Below are 12,531 nucleotides of genomic sequence, written 5' to 3' on the forward strand. Positions count from 1 at the left end.
TGTTCGAACTCATCGGAATAGACTCGGCTCCAACGCTTATTGGATTCAGGAGTCTTGATCATGGGTTTACTCGTCGATGGCCACTGGCAGGACAAGTGGTACGAAAGCAGCAAGGACGGCGCGTTCCAGCGCGAACAGGCGCAACGTCGGCACTGGGTCACCGCTGACGGCCAGCCCGGGCCGAGCGGTGAAGGCGGTTGCGCCGCCGAAGCCGGGCGCTATCACCTCTATGTATCGCTCGCCTGCCCGTGGGCGCACCGCACGTTGATCCTGCGCAAGCTCAAAGGTCTGGAAAGCCTGATCGACGTGTCCGTGGTCAGCTGGCTGATGCTGGAAAACGGCTGGACCTTCGACAAGGCCTTGGGCTCGACCGGCGACAAACTTGATGATTTCGCCTTCATGCACCAGCGCTACACCGCCGACACCCCGGACTACACCGGGCGCGTCACGGTGCCGGTGCTGTGGGACAAGAAACTCAAGCGCATTGTCAGCAATGAGTCGGCGGAAATCATCCGCATGTTCAACAGCGCCTTCGATGACCTGACCGGTAACGAACTGGACTTCTACCCGGCACCGCTACGTGGCGAGATCGATGCACTGAACGAGCGGATTTATCCGGCGGTGAACAACGGCGTGTATCGCGCCGGCTTCGCCACCTCGCAACAGGCTTATGAACAGGCCTTCGATGAAGTGTTTGCCGAGCTGGATCACCTGGAGCGAATACTGGGCGCCAATCGTTACCTGACCGGTGAATACCTGACCGAAGCCGACGTGCGTCTGTTTACCACGATGATTCGCTTCGATGCGGTGTACCACGGGCACTTCAAGTGCAATCTGCGGCGGATTGCCGATTACCCGAACCTGTCGAACTGGCTGCGTGAGCTGTATCAGTGGCCGGGGATTGGCGAGACAGTGGATTTTCAGCACATCAAGAATCACTACTACGGCAGCCACAAGACCATCAATCCCACGGGGATTGTGCCGAAGGGGCCAGAGCAGGATTTCAGCGGGGCGCATGATCGGGCGCGGCTCAACGGGAAAGGGGTTTGGCGTAGAGGCTCTGATTGATTCGGTGTGTTTGAGGGCCTCTTCGCGAGCAGGCTCGCTCCCACAGGGGATTTGTGCATGACACAGATCCAATGTGGGAGCGAGCCTGCTCGCGAATGAGGGCAACTCGGTATTTCAGACCTGCGCCTGAGCCCCTTCGAACCACGCCAGCTTCTCGCGCAGCTGCACCACTTCACCGACGATCACCAGCGTCGGCGCATGCACTTCATGCTCCGCCACCAGGCGTGGCAGGTCGGCCAGCGTGCCGGTGAAGACTCGCTGATTGACCGTGGTGCCCTGCTGGATCAACGCCGCCGGGGTGTCCGCGCTGCGACCGTGTTTGATCAACTGCTCGCAAATCACCGGCAAGCCCACCAGGCCCATGTAGAACACCAGCGTCTGCGCCGGGGCAACGAGGTCGGCCCATGGCAGATCGGTGGAACCGTCCTTCAAGTGACCGGTGACGAAGCGCACCGACTGCGCGTAATCGCGATGGGTCAGCGGAATCCCGGCATACGCCGCGCAACCGCTGGCCGCCGTGATCCCCGGCACCACCTGGAACGGAATGCCGTGGGCCGCCAGCTCTTCGATCTCTTCACCGCCGCGACCGAAGATGAACGGGTCACCGCCCTTCAAGCGCACCACCCGCTTACCGGCCTTGGCCAGGTCCACCAGTTGCTGGTTGATCTGGTCCTGCGGTACCGCATGGTCGGAGCGACGCTTGCCGACGTAGACACGCTCGGCATCGCGACGGCACAGCTCAAGAATCGCCGGCGCGACCAAGCGGTCGTACAGCACCACGTCAGCTTGCTGCATCAAACGCAAGGCGCGGAAGGTCAGCAGGTCCGGATCACCCGGCCCGGCGCCCACCAGATACACCTCACCGGTGGTGATGTCCGCCTCGCCATCAATCTTGGCCTGCAACAGACGCTCGGCCTCGGCGCCCTGCCCGGCCAGTTGCCGGTCGGCAATCGGGCCTTGAAACACGTCTTCCCAGAACCCGCGACGCTGCTGCACATCGGGAAACAGGTTTTTCACCTGATTGCGAAAACGTGCGGCAAGACCGGCCAACTGGCCGTAAGTCGACGGAATCCAGGTTTCGATCTTGGCGCGAATCAGCCGCGCCAGCACTGGCGCATCGCCGCCGCTGGACACCGCGATGATCAGCGGCGAGCGATCGACGATCGCCGGGAAGATCACGCTGCACAACTGCGGCGCGTCAACCACATTGACCGGCACGCAACGCCGATGGGCATCGCTGGAGACTCGGGCGTTGAGCGTTTCATCGTCGGTGGCGGCGATGATCAGGCCGCAGCCGTCCAGATCCGCTTCCACATAACCACGCAACAGGCATTCACCACCGCTGGCAGTGACCAGTTCGCGCAGTTGCGCTTCGATTTCAGGTGCGACCACCCGCAGCAGCGCACCGGCATCGGCCAGCAGGCGGGATTTGCGCAAGGCAATTTCCCCCCCACCGACCACCAACACACGACTGCCGCGCAGGTTGTGAAACAGCGGCAGATATTTCATTTAGCCGATGACCTCAAGGCCACCCATGTACGGTTTCAGTACGTCCGGCACGCGGATCGAACCGTCGGCCTGCTGGTAGTTTTCCAGCACGGCAACCAGAGTACGACCGACCGCCAGGCCGGAACCGTTCAGGGTGTGTACCAGTTCAGGCTTGCCGGTTTCCGGGTTACGGAAACGCGCTTGCATACGGCGGGCCTGGAAGTCGCCGCAGTTGGAGCACGAGGAAATTTCGCGGTACTTGTCCTGGCTTGGAATCCACACTTCCAGGTCGTAGGTCTTCACGGCGCTGAAGCCCATGTCGCCGGTGCACAGCGCCAGGGTGCGATAAGGCAGACCCAGCAGCTGCAGGACTTTTTCGGCGTTGGCGGTCAGGCCTTCCAGCGCTTCCATCGAGGTCGACGGCTCGACGATCTGGACCATCTCGACTTTGTCGAACTGGTGCTGACGGATCATCCCGCGAGTGTCACGACCCGATGCGCCGGCTTCGCTGCGGAAGCACGGAGTGTGCGCCACGAACTTGATCGGCAGCAGTTTCGAATCGACGATTTCACCGGCCACGATGTTGGTCAGCGACACTTCGGCAGTCGGGATCAGGTACAGATCGGCTTCGCCTTCGCGAGCGATCTTGAACAGGTCTTCTTCGAACTTCGGCAGTTGACCGGTGCCTTGCAGCGCCGGGGCCTGAACCAGATAAGGCGTGTAGGCCTCTTCGTAGCCATGCTCGTTGACGTGCAGGTTGATCATGAACTGCGCCAGGGCGCGATGCAGGCGAGCAATCGGGCCACGCAGCAGAGCGAAACGGGCGCCAGAGAGCTTGGCGGCGGTTTCAAAGTCCAGCCAGCCGAACTTCTCACCCAGCGCGACGTGGTCCTTGACCTCGAAATCGAACTGGGTCGGCGTGCCCCAGCGACGCACTTCGACGTTGTCGTCTTCATCTTTACCGACCGGTACCGATTCGTGCGGCAGGTTGGGGATACCCAGCAGGATCGAGTCCAGTTCGGTCTGGATCGCGTCCAGCTCGACTTTACCGGCACTCAGCTCGCCCGCCATGCGCTCGACGTCCGCCATCAGCGGCGCGATGTCTTCGCCGCGCTGCTTGGCCTGACCGATGGATTTGGAACGCGCGTTACGCTCAGCCTGCAGTGCTTCGGTGCGGGTCTGGACGGTCTTGCGCTGTTCTTCCAGCGCTTCGATGCGCGCGGTATCCAGGGCAAAGCCACGGGAAGCCAGGCGGTCCGCTACGTCCTGAAGGTTGCTACGTAACAGTTTGGAATCGAGCATGTCGGTTTCTCGTTATCAAAGTTTGGTCAGGGACAGGCCGGCCCACGTCGCGAGCAGCCCGCCGAATACGCTGATCGCCGCATAGCCCAGGGCCAGCGGCACTTGCCCGCTTTCCAGCAGGCGCACCGTATCCAGTGAAAAGGATGAAAAAGTCGTCAGCCCCCCGAGGAAGCCGACCATCAACCCGGCACGCACCTCGATCGGCACCTCCGGGCGTATCAAAAACAGGCCGTACAGCACGCCAATCAGCAGACAGCCCACGATATTAACGGCCAGCGTCGCGGTATAGAAGTGCCGCGGCCAATTGGCGTTGACCCAATTAGCGGTGGCGAAGCGCAACAGCGTGCCGGCGATTCCGCCGACGGAGACCGCAACAATCAATGGAAGCACTATTTTCTCCGCTGTCTTGGGCTTAAACGGTCGAGTTGGGCGAGGTGGTTGAGCTTCTCGCCGATCTTCAACTCCAGGCCACGGGGCACCGGTTGATAGAACGGAATGGGCTCGAGCTCTTCCGGGAAATAATCTTCGCCGGCGGCATACGCGTCCGGTTCGTCGTGGGCGTAGCGGTATTCGTCGCCATAGCCCAATTGCTTCATCAGTTTGGTCGGCGCATTGCGCAAGTGCAGCGGCACTTCCAGCGAGCCGTACTCGGCAGCCGCGCGCAGCGCGGTCTTGAAGCCCATGTACACCGCGTTGCTTTTCGGTGCACAGGCCAGATAGGTGATGGCCTGGGCCACCGCCAGTTCGCCTTCCGGGCTGCCAAGGCGCTCCTGCACCTCCCACGCTGCCAGGCACAGACTTAAAGCGCGCGGGTCGGCGTTACCGATGTCTTCGCTGGCCATGCGCACCACGCGTCGCGCCAGGTACAACGGATCGCAACCGCCATCGATCATCCGCGCGAACCAGTACAGCGCGCCATCAGGGTTGGAACCGCGTACCGATTTATGCAGCGCGGAGATCTGGTCGTAGAACGCTTCGCCGCCCTTGTCGAAGCGCCGTCGAGTGTCGCCGAGCAGGCTTTGCAGCAGCTCGGTGCCCATTTCGCTGTTGTCTTCGGCCAGGTCCGAGGCGTTCTCCAGCAGATTGAGCAGGCGCCGACCATCGCCATCGGCCGCCGACAACAGCATCTGAAAGCCTTCATCGCTGAGGGTCAGGTTACGCTTGCCCAGGCCACGCTCTTCAGTGAGCGCGCGGTGCACCAGTTTGCGCAGTGCCGTCTCGTCGAGGCTTTTCAGCACATAGACGCGGGCCCGCGACAACAGCGCGTTGTTCAATTCAAACGAAGGGTTTTCAGTGGTAGCGCCGATAAAAATCAGCGTGCCGTCTTCAACGTAGGGCAGGAACGCATCCTGCTGCGATTTGTTGAAGCGGTGCACTTCATCGACGAACAGAATCGTGCGCTTGCCGTACTGGCCGGCCTGCTGCTTGGCAATTTCCACCGCCTGACGGATTTCCTTGACCCCGGCGAGCACTGCCGAGACCGTTTCGAAATGCGCGTCCGAGACTTCCGCGAGCAAGCGCGCCAGGGTGGTCTTGCCCACACCCGGCGGCCCCCAGAAGATCATCGAATGCAGGGCACCCTGCTCCAGCGCCTCACGCAGAGGCTTGCCGCGAGCGAGCACGTGCTCCTGACCGACGTACTCATCCAGATTGGTCGCGCGCAAACGCGCGGCCAGCGGCTGGGCAATCGGTGCACTGCGAAACAGATCCATCACGTAGCGTTGAAACCTCTGATTGTCTGAAACCGGTTGGAATACCTGTGGACACCTGTTGGTGACCCTGTGGTGAGGGGATTTATCCCCGATGGACTACGCAGCAGTCACCTTTTTGGGGCTGCTTTGCAGCCCATCGGGGATAAATCCCCTCGCCACAAAAGCTCCAAGCCACAAGAACCCGACCCGGGGTCCGGGGTTTATTCCTGGATAACGTCAGCACCCTTCGGGATGTCGAACTTGAACTTCGACGCCGGCACCGCTTCGTTGGCCTTGACCCCGGTGAACAGAATGTTGGTGCGCTGGCCGACGCTGTCGATCAGTTGCATGTCATTGACCAGGCCGTTGCGGAACGACAGACGCAGACTGTCGAACAGGGTGTCCTTGGTCTTCGGCTTGAGGGTGAAGTCGATCACGCCGCCCGCCTCTTTGGCACTGATCTCAAAGCTCTGGCTGATCTTCGACACGTCACCGGACAGCAGCAGCGCCGGGGTCTGGGTCAGACGCTCGTCGAGCTTCTTGATGGTTGCCTGCTCCAGATCCGGATCCCACAGGGTGACCTTCTTGCCGTCGGAAACCATGGTCTGCTCGTTTGGCGCTTCGGTGTGCCAGTAGAACAGGCCCGGACGCTGCAGGACCATATCACCGCGAGTTTCCTGCAACTGGGTGCCGCTACCATCGAGGGTCAGCTGGGAGAAGTTCGCGGTCAGGGTTTTCGATGTTTCCAGCAATTGAGTCAGACGCGCCACGTCCTTGTCATCGGCGTGGGCCGTGAGCGTGGTCAGCGCCAGTACTGGCAACAGCATGCGGATAAGACGCATGGGAGTCCTCTTGAATACTCGTTGGGAGAGCGGCGGCACATCATTGTCCCGCCTCTTGCTTGGCAATCAGTCGCGCACCGGGCCGGGGGCCAGAACTTCACGCGAACCGTTGGTGTTCATTGAGGTGACGACCCCGGCCATTTCCATGGCTTCGATCATGCGCGCGGCGCGGTTGTAACCGATCTTCAGCTTGCGCTGTACCGCAGAAATCGACGCCCGGCGGCTTTCCAGCACGAACTGCACGGCTTCGTCGTACAGCGCGTCGGTCTCGGCATCATCACCGTCGCCACCACCGCTGCTGCCTTCAAAGCCGCTGCCCGCCTCTTCGACACCGTTGAGGATGTCATCGTTGTATTCCGGTGCGCCACGCAGTTTCCACGCTTCCACCACGCGGTGTACTTCATCGTCGGAAACGAACGCGCCGTGTACCCGGATCGGCAGGCTGGTGCCCGGCGGCATGTAGAGCATGTCGCCATGACCGAGCAGTTGCTCGGCACCGCCCTGATCGATGATGGTCCGCGAGTCGATCTTGCTCGACACCTGGAACGCCATACGGGTCGGAATGTTGGCTTTGATCAGACCGGTGATCACGTCCACAGAAGGACGCTGGGTCGCGAGGATCAAGTGGATACCGGCGGCACGTGCCTTCTGCGCGATACGGGCGATCAGTTCTTCGACCTTCTTGCCGACGATCATCATCATGTCGGCGAATTCGTCGACCACCACAACGATGGTCGGCAACTTCTGCAGCAACGGCGCTTCGTCGTGAATGCTTTCGCGCTTGTACAGCGGGTCGCTCAACGGTTCGCCGGCGTCCTGGGCTTCCTTGACCTTGGCGTTGAAGCCGGACAGGTTACGCACGCCCATCTTCGCCATCAGCTTGTAGCGGCGTTCCATTTCGGCAACGCTCCAGCGCAGGGCGTTGGCGGCGTCCTTCATGTCGGTCACTACCGGGCACAGCAGGTGCGGAATGCCTTCGTAGATCGACAGCTCGAGCATTTTCGGGTCGATCATGATCAGTTTGGCGTCATCCGGGCCGGACTTGAACAGGATCGACAGGATCATCGCGTTCACGCCCACCGACTTACCGGAACCGGTGGTACCGGCCACCAGCAGGTGCGGCATCTTGGCCAGGTCGGTGATGACCGGTTTGCCGCCAATGTCGTGGCCCAGGGCCAAGGTGACCGGCGACTTGAAGTTGTCGTACTCGGGGGTCGACAGCACTTCGGAGAAACGCACGATCTGCCGGTCTTCGTTGGGAATTTCGATACCGACCGTGGTCTTGCCCGGAATCACCTCGACCACACGCACGCTGGTCACCGCCAGCGAACGTGCGAGGTCTTTGGCCAGGTTGGCGATACGGCTGACCTTGACGCCAGCGGCAGGCTGAATTTCGTAACGGGTAATCACCGGGCCCGGATGGATCGAATCCACGGTGACTTCGACGCCGAACTCCTTGAGCTTGATCTCCAGCAAGTGGCCAACGGCAGCCAGAGATTCCGGCGAATAATTGAGTTGTTTCTTTTCCGCCGGATCGAGAATCGAGATCGGTGGCAAAGTACCTTCCACGGCGCTGTCGACGAACAACGGCACCTGTTTCTCTTTCTGCACGCGCTTGCTTGGTTCCGGAGCTTTGACCGGGGCCGGGGCGATGACCGGCGGCACCTGCTTCTCGCGGTCCGACATGTGCTTGCTCAAGGCCTGCTCGCGCTCGATCAGGCGCTCCTTGACCTTGGCCTGTTCACGCTTGTCGGTAACGGTCGGCGCCACCACGTCGTGGACGCGGTCATCGACCTCACGCAACTGCGCGACCAATTGCTTGCGCTCGGTACGGGCCGACCACCAGCGGTTGATCGCGCCCTGAAACAGTTCGAACAGGTCGAGGGTGATCTTGCCGGTGACGTCCATCACCTTGAACCACGACAGGTCGGTGAACACCGTCAGGCCAAACAGGAACAACGCGATGAACAGCAGCGTGCTGCCCTGGATATTCAGGGCGTTGCGCGCCAGGTCACCGAGACTTTCGCCCAGCGCCCCGCCCGCACCCGCCGGCAGACCGGTGGCGGCATGAAAATGGATATGCGCCAGCGCAGCGCCGGACAGCACCAGAAACACCAGACCGATCAGGCGCCAGGAGAACAGCCAGCCACTCCACTGCCAGGGTTCGTGGCGTTGACGGAAGATTTGATACGCCTTGATCGCCAGCAGCAACGGGAAAATGTACGCGAAATAACCCAGCACCATGAACAGGATGTCAGCGCTGTAGGAACCGGCGGGGCCGCCGAAGTTCTGCACGTCGTCGATCTTGCTGTTGTGGCTCCAGCCCGGATCGTCCTTGCCGTAGGTCAGCAAGGCCATCATCAGGAACAGGCACAAGGCACCGATGGCGATCAATGCACCTTCCTTGAGCCGGTAGTGCAATTGCTGGCGCCAGAGCGGAACGACTGTTTTTGGTGCTGCGGTGGATTTCTTCAAAACGCTTCTTTTCCTGCGCCCAAGGCGCGTCCATCTATTGAATGACGATAAAAAACTGCCCAATCCAGGCAGGTAAAAAAGTGAACCGGCGCATCTGAGACTACTTTTAACACTGTGCCGCAGCTTTTATAAACACAGCTATAAACACAGCGCTCTACAAATATTCTGTAACAGCCCGGCATTGTACGGGTTTGCGCGGCTGATGCCATGCTTCAAACCCCTTAGCTGAGCATAGCCAACCGCACAAATCCTGCGGTTCAATTTGAGCATGCATTGTCTTTTGTGACAAAGGCTTATGAGGTGTATTTGATGAACGCAGCGAAGCATTCACGCCTGATCATTCTTGGCTCCGGTCCTGCCGGCTACAGCGCCGCCGTATACGCCGCCCGCGCCAACCTCAAACCGGTGGTCATTACCGGGTTGCAGGCCGGTGGCCAGCTCACCACCACCGTCGAAGTCGACAATTGGCCCGGCGACGTCGAAGGCCTCACCGGCCCGGTACTGATGGAGCGCATGCAGAGACACGCCGAACGCTTTGCCACCGAGATCGTTTACGACCACATCCACACTGCCAAGTTGCAGCAGCGCCCTTTTGAGCTCATCGGCGACAGCGGCACTTATACCTGCGACGCCCTGATCATCGCCACCGGCGCTTCAGCGCAGTATCTGGGACTGCCCTCGGAAGAAGCCTTCGCCGGCAAAGGCGTCTCTGCCTGCGCGACCTGCGATGGCTTTTTCTATCGCAATCAGGTGGTCGCCGTGGTGGGCGGCGGCAACACTGCCGTCGAGGAAGCCCTGTACCTGTCGAACATTGCCAGAGAGGTGCACTTGATCCATCGCCGCGACAAGTTGCGCTCGGAGAAAATTCTCCAGGACAAACTGTTCGAAAAAGCCGCCAACGGCAACGTTCACCTGCACTGGAACCAGAATCTGGACGAAGTGCTAGGCGATGCCAGCGGTGTGACCGGCGCGCGCCTGCGTGACAGCCACACCGGGCAGACCCGCGAACTGGCCCTGGCCGGCGTGTTCATCGCCATCGGCCACAAACCCAACACCGACCTGTTTCAGGGCCAGCTGCAAATGCGCGACGGCTATCTGCTGGTCAAGGGCGGCAGCGACGGCGACGCCACCTCCACCGAGATCCCCGGCGTCTTCGCCGCTGGCGATGTGGCCGACCATGTCTACCGTCAAGCCGTGACCTCGGCCGGTGCCGGTTGCATGGCGGCACTGGACGCGGAGAAGTATCTGGACGACATTCCTGTCATTTAACGGCACACTTTATCGCGGGCCTCGCGCCCGCACCGCCCTCCCCTTCTGCAAGCCTGGACGCCATGCTGACTTGGTTACAACGCAATTCCCTGACTTTCCCGCCCCTGGAAAAGGCCATGCGCGATCCCAATGGATTGCTGGCTGCCGGTGGCGACCTGTCCGCCGATCGCCTGGTGCAGGCTTACCGGCACGGCTGTTTTCCATGGTTTTCCGAGGGCCAGCCAATCCTCTGGTGGTCGCCGGATCCGCGCACCGTTCTGTTTCCCGACGAACTGCATGTCTCGCGCAGCCTCGGCAAGCTGCTGCGCAAGCAACGCTACCAGGTGACCTTCGATCGGGATTTCGCAGCCGTGATTCGCGCCTGCGCCGCGCCTCGGGACTACGCCGATGGCACCTGGATTACCGAAGCGATGCAGGACGCCTACCTCGAACTGCACCGCCGCGGCTTCGCCCACTCGGTCGAGGTCTGGGATCAGGGCCAACTGGTCGGCGGCCTGTATGGCCTGGCGATGGGTCAGCTGTTTTTTGGTGAATCGATGTTCAGCCACGCCGACAACGCCTCCAAATATGGCTTTGCCACGCTGGTGCAGCATCTGAAAGAAGCGGGATTCGTTCTGATTGATTGCCAGATGCCGACCGATCATCTGCACAGCCTCGGCGCCCGGGCGATCCCCCGCCACGAATTCGCCAACTACCTGGCCCGCCACCTGGATCAATCCAGTCGCGCCACCTGGGTTTGCTGAGCGACTTTTGCGCGCGTGGCTTACACTTAATTCACCAGCTTATCCCGAGGGTTGATCATGACCGAGTTGGCGCGCTTGAAGTTCTATGCCACTCAGCCTCATTCCTGCAGTTATCTGCCCGAGGAGCAGGCGACGACGCTGTTTCTCGACCCGAGTCAGCCCATGGATGTGCACGTCTACGCAGACCTGTCGGAAATGGGTTTTCGTCGCAGCGGCGATCATCTGTATCGGCCCCATTGCCAGAATTGCAATGCATGCGTGCCTGCACGCATCCCGGTGGCGCAGTTCCTGCCCAACCGCCAGCAGAAACGCATTTTCAAACGCAATGCCGATCTGCAGGTACGCCCGGTAAAACCGCACTTCAGCGAAGAATATTTCGATCTGTACCAGCGTTACATCGAGCAGCGCCATGCCGACGGCGACATGTACCCGCCAAGTCGTGACCAATTCTCGACCTTTCTGGTGCGCGATCTGCCCTTCTCGCGCTTTTATGAATTTCGTCTCGACGGACGGTTACTCGCCGTCGCGGTGACCGATCTGTTGCCCAACGGCTTGTCGGCGGTCTATACCTTTTACGAACCTGACGAGGAGCGCCGCAGCCTGGGGCGCTTCGCGATCCTGTGGCAAATCGCCGAAAGCCAGCGTCTGGGGCTGGAAGCGGTGTATCTCGGATACTGGATCAAGAACTGCAAAAAGATGAACTACAAGACCCAATATCGCCCCATCGAATTGCTGATCAATCAGCGCTGGGTAATCCTGAACTAATCGCGAACCCTAAACCCCTTGGCTTGAACCCCCTTTTTCGGGCACAATGCACGCCGCTTTTGCCTGGCGCAGTTGCACCGGGCCATTCATTGGACACCGAGGGCTTTACTGCATGTCGAAAGAAGACAGCTTCGAAATGGAAGGCACTGTCGTCGACACCCTGCCCAACACCATGTTTCGTGTGGAGTTGGAAAATGGGCACGTCGTAACCGCGCATATCTCCGGCAAGATGCGCAAGAACTACATTCGTATTCTTACCGGTGACAAAGTGCGCGTCGAGCTGACGCCCTATGACTTGAGCAAAGGGCGCATTACTTACCGCGCTCGCTAATCAAGTCAATACAAGACGCCCGGTTTATACCGGGCGTTTTTGTTTGTCTGGGATTTGTTGGTTTTGTGTGTGTATATCCGTTGCTGCGGTAACGGCCTCCTATGGTTTCGCTCTTACAGCGAGTCACCTTTTCCAAACGCCGAAAAGGTAACCCAAAAGGCTTTGCCCCGGCGTACGGCACTTCGCTGAGGCTCAGCGTTCCCTCGCTACGGTGTCCATCAGGGGGCATCGCCTACGGTTTGCTTCGCTGCACCTCCTCTCGATGTATGCGGCTTCGCCGCATGGCGCTGCGCGCCTCCCCCCCTGATGGACACCTCCGCTCGGCCTGCCGAAGGGGCTGAAGATCAAAAGCCACATCAAGAGCAAGAGCCAGATCAAAAGATCGCAGCCTTCGGCAGCTCCTACATGGGATTGGGTGTTTTCAGTTGGTGATTGGTCGGCTGTCAGGCCGCCATCGCTGGCAAGCCAGCTCCCACAGTGGGATCGGGTGTCATCAGTTAGAAATTGGTCGGCTGTCAGGCCGCCTTCGCGAGCAGGCTCGCTCCCACAACTTTATT

At 60.4% G+C, this 12,531-nt stretch carries 11 protein-coding genes; 5 read left to right on the top strand and 6 right to left on the bottom strand.

The window, feature by feature from the left end:
* Window positions 1-60: 60 nt before the first annotated feature.
* Window positions 61-1,068 carry a glutathione S-transferase family protein gene (locus KVQ82_RS18775; RefSeq protein WP_222015171.1) on the top strand — a complete coding sequence of 336 codons (1,008 nt, stop codon included), beginning with the start codon at window positions 61-63 and terminating at the stop codon, window positions 1,066-1,068.
* 114 nt (window positions 1,069-1,182) lie between these two features.
* On the opposite strand, the gene cysG is transcribed toward KVQ82_RS18775, so the two are convergent.
* The 6 genes from cysG to KVQ82_RS18805 form a co-directional block, all read right to left on the bottom strand.
* Window positions 1,183-2,577: a siroheme synthase CysG gene (gene cysG, locus KVQ82_RS18780; protein WP_222015172.1), complete on the bottom strand. Its 1,395-nt coding sequence runs from the start codon at window positions 2,575-2,577 to the stop codon at window positions 1,183-1,185.
* A complete protein-coding gene (serS, locus tag KVQ82_RS18785) occupies window positions 2,578-3,858 on the bottom strand; it encodes a serine--tRNA ligase (RefSeq protein ID WP_003223852.1) in 1,281 nt (426 codons plus the stop codon).
* Window positions 3,859-3,873: 15 nt separating this feature from the next.
* Complete coding sequence (gene crcB / locus KVQ82_RS18790; protein WP_041074221.1) at window positions 3,874-4,248, bottom strand: fluoride efflux transporter CrcB; 375 nt, start codon at window positions 4,246-4,248, stop codon at window positions 3,874-3,876.
* Window positions 4,248-5,570 carry a replication-associated recombination protein A gene (locus KVQ82_RS18795; protein ID WP_003223849.1) on the bottom strand — a complete coding sequence of 441 codons (1,323 nt, stop codon included), beginning with the start codon at window positions 5,568-5,570 and terminating at the stop codon, window positions 4,248-4,250. Before KVQ82_RS18795 ends, crcB begins: the two co-directional genes overlap by 1 nt.
* A gap of 200 nt (window positions 5,571-5,770) precedes the next feature.
* The gene (gene lolA, locus KVQ82_RS18800; RefSeq protein ID WP_041074219.1) at window positions 5,771-6,391 is read right to left on the bottom strand and encodes an outer membrane lipoprotein chaperone LolA; all 621 of its coding nucleotides are present in this window, start codon (window positions 6,389-6,391) and stop codon (window positions 5,771-5,773) included.
* Between the two features lie 66 nt (window positions 6,392-6,457).
* Complete coding sequence (locus tag KVQ82_RS18805) at window positions 6,458-8,866, bottom strand: DNA translocase FtsK (protein ID WP_084234290.1); 2,409 nt, start codon at window positions 8,864-8,866, stop codon at window positions 6,458-6,460.
* A 309-nt stretch (window positions 8,867-9,175) separates the two neighbouring features.
* Between KVQ82_RS18805 and trxB the strand changes: the two genes are divergently transcribed.
* From trxB to infA, 4 genes are all read left to right on the top strand, one after another.
* Window positions 9,176-10,135, top strand: coding sequence for a thioredoxin-disulfide reductase (trxB, locus tag KVQ82_RS18810; protein WP_222015173.1), 960 nt, complete (start codon window positions 9,176-9,178; stop codon window positions 10,133-10,135).
* A gap of 62 nt (window positions 10,136-10,197) precedes the next feature.
* The gene (aat, locus tag KVQ82_RS18815) at window positions 10,198-10,878 is read left to right on the top strand and encodes a leucyl/phenylalanyl-tRNA--protein transferase (RefSeq protein WP_222015174.1); all 681 of its coding nucleotides are present in this window, start codon (window positions 10,198-10,200) and stop codon (window positions 10,876-10,878) included.
* A 57-nt stretch (window positions 10,879-10,935) separates the two neighbouring features.
* Window positions 10,936-11,643, top strand: coding sequence for an arginyltransferase (locus KVQ82_RS18820; protein ID WP_222015176.1), 708 nt, complete (start codon window positions 10,936-10,938; stop codon window positions 11,641-11,643).
* A 112-nt stretch (window positions 11,644-11,755) separates the two neighbouring features.
* Complete coding sequence (infA, locus tag KVQ82_RS18825; RefSeq protein WP_002553999.1) at window positions 11,756-11,974, top strand: translation initiation factor IF-1; 219 nt, start codon at window positions 11,756-11,758, stop codon at window positions 11,972-11,974.
* The last annotated feature ends 557 nt before the right edge of the window (window positions 11,975-12,531 follow it).

This window comes from Pseudomonas sp. AO-1, assembly GCF_019775695.1.
Taxonomy (GTDB): domain Bacteria; phylum Pseudomonadota; class Gammaproteobacteria; order Pseudomonadales; family Pseudomonadaceae; genus Aquipseudomonas; species Aquipseudomonas parakoreensis.

What these genes read in the sequence shown, in the direction of transcription:
- KVQ82_RS18775 (WP_222015171.1), top strand. Translation starts at nt 61, where the DNA reads ATGGGTTTACTCGTCGATGGCCACTGGCAGGACAAGTGGTACGAAAGC.
- cysG (WP_222015172.1), bottom strand. Translation starts at nt 2,577, where the DNA reads ATGAAATATCTGCCGCTGTTTCACAACCTGCGCGGCAGTCGTGTGTTG.
- serS (WP_003223852.1), bottom strand. Translation starts at nt 3,858, where the DNA reads ATGCTCGATTCCAAACTGTTACGTAGCAACCTTCAGGACGTAGCGGAC.
- KVQ82_RS18795 (WP_003223849.1), bottom strand. Translation starts at nt 5,570, where the DNA reads ATGGATCTGTTTCGCAGTGCACCGATTGCCCAGCCGCTGGCCGCGCGT.
- lolA (WP_041074219.1), bottom strand. Translation starts at nt 6,391, where the DNA reads ATGCGTCTTATCCGCATGCTGTTGCCAGTACTGGCGCTGACCACGCTC.
- trxB (WP_222015173.1), top strand. Translation starts at nt 9,176, where the DNA reads ATGAACGCAGCGAAGCATTCACGCCTGATCATTCTTGGCTCCGGTCCT.
- aat (WP_222015174.1), top strand. Translation starts at nt 10,198, where the DNA reads ATGCTGACTTGGTTACAACGCAATTCCCTGACTTTCCCGCCCCTGGAA.
- KVQ82_RS18820 (WP_222015176.1), top strand. Translation starts at nt 10,936, where the DNA reads ATGACCGAGTTGGCGCGCTTGAAGTTCTATGCCACTCAGCCTCATTCC.
- infA (WP_002553999.1), top strand. Translation starts at nt 11,756, where the DNA reads ATGTCGAAAGAAGACAGCTTCGAAATGGAAGGCACTGTCGTCGACACC.